Annotated in this window: 2 protein-coding genes; both read left to right on the top strand. The window is 70.3% G+C overall.

The features are described from left to right. The first annotated feature begins 105 nt into the window (after positions 1-105). Positions 106-2,223 carry an ornithine--oxo-acid transaminase gene (gene rocD / locus QQK25_RS22595; protein WP_284189985.1) on the top strand — a complete coding sequence of 706 codons (2,118 nt, stop codon included), beginning with the start codon at positions 106-108 and terminating at the stop codon, positions 2,221-2,223. Positions 2,224-2,232: 9 nt separating this feature from the next. After that, on the top strand, positions 2,233-2,583 hold the full coding sequence (locus tag QQK25_RS22590; protein WP_153160787.1) for a YajD family HNH nuclease: 351 nt from the start codon (positions 2,233-2,235) through the stop codon (positions 2,581-2,583). Positions 2,584-2,706: the final 123 nt, after the last annotated feature.

The following is a 2,706-nucleotide window of genomic DNA, read 5'->3' as shown; positions in this document are numbered from 1 at the left end:
GCCCGCGGTGCCGCCGGGCCAACGCCCGGCCTCCCTTGCCGGCGCTGAACAAACGCCCGCCGGCGCGCTCAAACACGCATCGCCCGCCGCACTCGAAGGAACACCATGCCAGCCCCGTTCGTGCCCCCCCGCCCGGTCCGTATCGTCGGCGTCGGCTCCTGCCTCGGCGCGCCGATCTTCGGCCCCGCCGCCGGCCCCCGCGCCCTGCGCGACTACGGCATCGAACCGCGCCTCAACCAGCGCGGCATCCGCGCCCGCTGGCAGACCCTGCTCGAACCCTCCGCCCCCAAGCCGCCCCACCCGCCGATGCACGAACGCCTCGGCACCGTGAGCCACCTGCTCCACGATCTGGCCGACATCACCGCCGCCATCAGCGCCGAAGAGGCCATCCCGCTGGTGCTCGGGGGCGACCATGTGATCGGCGCCGGCACCTGGCGCGGCGTGGCCCGCCATCTGGCGCCCCGCGGCAAGCTCGGCCTGATCTGGGTGGACGCCCACCTGGACGCCCACACCCCCCAGACCACCCACTCCGGCAACATCCACGGCATGCCCCTGGCGGCCCTGCTGGGCATCGGCGACGAAACCCTCACCGGCCTGCCCGGCCCGCACCTCGACCCCGCCCACGTGGTGATCGTCGGCGCCCGCTCGTGGGAGCCGGAAGAGCCCAAGCTCCTCGAAAAGCTCGGCGTGAAGATCTTCTACATGCCCGAAGTGCGCGCCCGGGGCCTTGCCGCGGTGATGTGCGATGCCATGACCATCGCCCGCGACGGCACCGCCGGCTTCGGCGTGTCGGTCGATCTGGATTCGATGGACAGCGCCAAGCTGCCCGCCACCACCTGCTTGGAGCCCGACGGCATCGACCCGCAGGAGCTGGTGGATACCCTCCACGGCCTGCGCAGCTGCGCCGATTTCGTCGCCCTGGAGATCGTCGAATACGTACCCGAACGCGACCGCTGCAACAGCGGCGCCCAGTGGGTCGTCGAACTCGCCGCCGCCGCCCTCGGCCCCACCACCTCCCAGCTGCGCTACCGGGAGGACACCTTCGGCGCCCGCAACTACGCGCCGCTGCCGGTGGTCTTCAGCCGCGGCGAAGGCCCGTGGCTGTGGGACGTGGAAGGCCGCCGCTACCTCGACATGATGAGCGCCTACTCGGCGGTGAGCTTCGGCCACAGCCACCCGCGGCTGGTGCGCGCCCTCACCGAGCAGGCCGGCCGCCTCGCGCTGACGTCCCGCGCCTACTCCAACGACCGCCTTCCGCTGATGCTCGAACGCCTGTCGGCGCTCTTGGGCTACGACCAGGCGCTGCCGGTCAATACCGGCGTCGAGGCCGTCGAAACCGCCATCAAGGCCGCCCGCAAGTGGGCTCACACCATCAAGGGCGTGCCCGAAGGCCAGGCCGAGATCATCGTCTGCGCCGGCAACTTCCACGGCCGCACCACCACCGTGGTCGGTTTCTCGTCCGAGGCCCAGTACCGCGCCGGCTTCGGCCCCTTCGCGCCGGGTTTCAAGACGATTCCGTTCGGTGACGCCGACGCGCTGGAGACCGCCATCGGCCCCAACACCGCCGCCTTCCTGTTCGAGCCGATCCAGGGCGAAGGCGGCATCAACATCCCGCCCGCCGGCTGGCTCACCCGCTGCGCCGAGATCTGCCGCACCCGCAACGTGCTGCTCATCGCCGACGAAGTGCAGACCGGCCTTGGCCGTACCGGCAAGCTGCTGGCGGTCGACCATGAAGGCATCCGGCCGGATGGCGTGATCCTCGGCAAGGCCCTCGGTGGCGGCCTGCTGCCCATCTCCGCCTTCCTGGCCGACGAGCGCCTGATGCAGGTCTTCCGCCCCGGCGACCACGGCTCCACTTTTGGCGGCAACCCGCTCGCCGCCGCCGTCGCCAGCGAAGCCCTGGCCCTACTGGCCGACGAGAAGCTCGCCGAGCGCGCGGCCCGCCTGGGCGCCCTCTTCCTCACCCGCCTGCAGGCCATCGACAACCCGTTGATCCGCGAAGTGCGCGGCCGCGGCCTGCTCATCGGCATGGAGCTCGACGTCACCCGCGTCACCGCCCGCACCGCCGCCGAATGGCTGCTCGCCCGCGGCCTGATGACCAAGGACACCCACGACAGCGTGCTGCGCTTCGCCCCGCCGCTGATCATCGACGAAGCCACCCTGATGAAGGCCGCCGAAGTGGTCGGCGACGCCCTCGGCGACCTCGCCCGCCGCACCACCTGATACAAAGCCATGAGCGAAAAACTCGACCGACTCGTCCTCGAAGCCCGCCGCGCCGCCGACAAACGCGCCGAGGGCTACCGCGAAAAAGCCCTCAAGATCTACCCGTGGGTCTGCGGCCGCTGCGCCCGCAGCTTCACCCACGCCAACCTGCGCGAACTCACCGTCCACCACCGCGACCACAACCACGACAACAACCCGCCCGACGGCAGCAACTGGGAGCTTTTGTGCGTGTATTGCCACGACAACGAACACCAGCGCCAGCTGGAAGCCACCCAGGGCAGCGTCACGGGCAAGCAGCCCGGCAAGGCAGCGACGCATTCACCGTTTGCTGGGCTGGCGGGGTTGTTGAAGAAGGATTGAGGGGAGCGGGAAACCGCGCGTAGGATTACAAAGGGACTTCCCCCACCCGCCCGGTGGGCTTGCCACCCGGCATCGAAGTGCCAAGATTGAATTGCTGAAGGTCAATCTGAAACGGCGAGGAGG

It is taken from the genome of Zoogloea oryzae (assembly GCF_030161255.1).
In the GTDB taxonomy this organism is placed as follows: Bacteria; Pseudomonadota; Gammaproteobacteria; order Burkholderiales; family Rhodocyclaceae; genus Zoogloea; species Zoogloea oryzae.
This window is presented reverse-complemented; position numbering and strand designations above follow the sequence as displayed.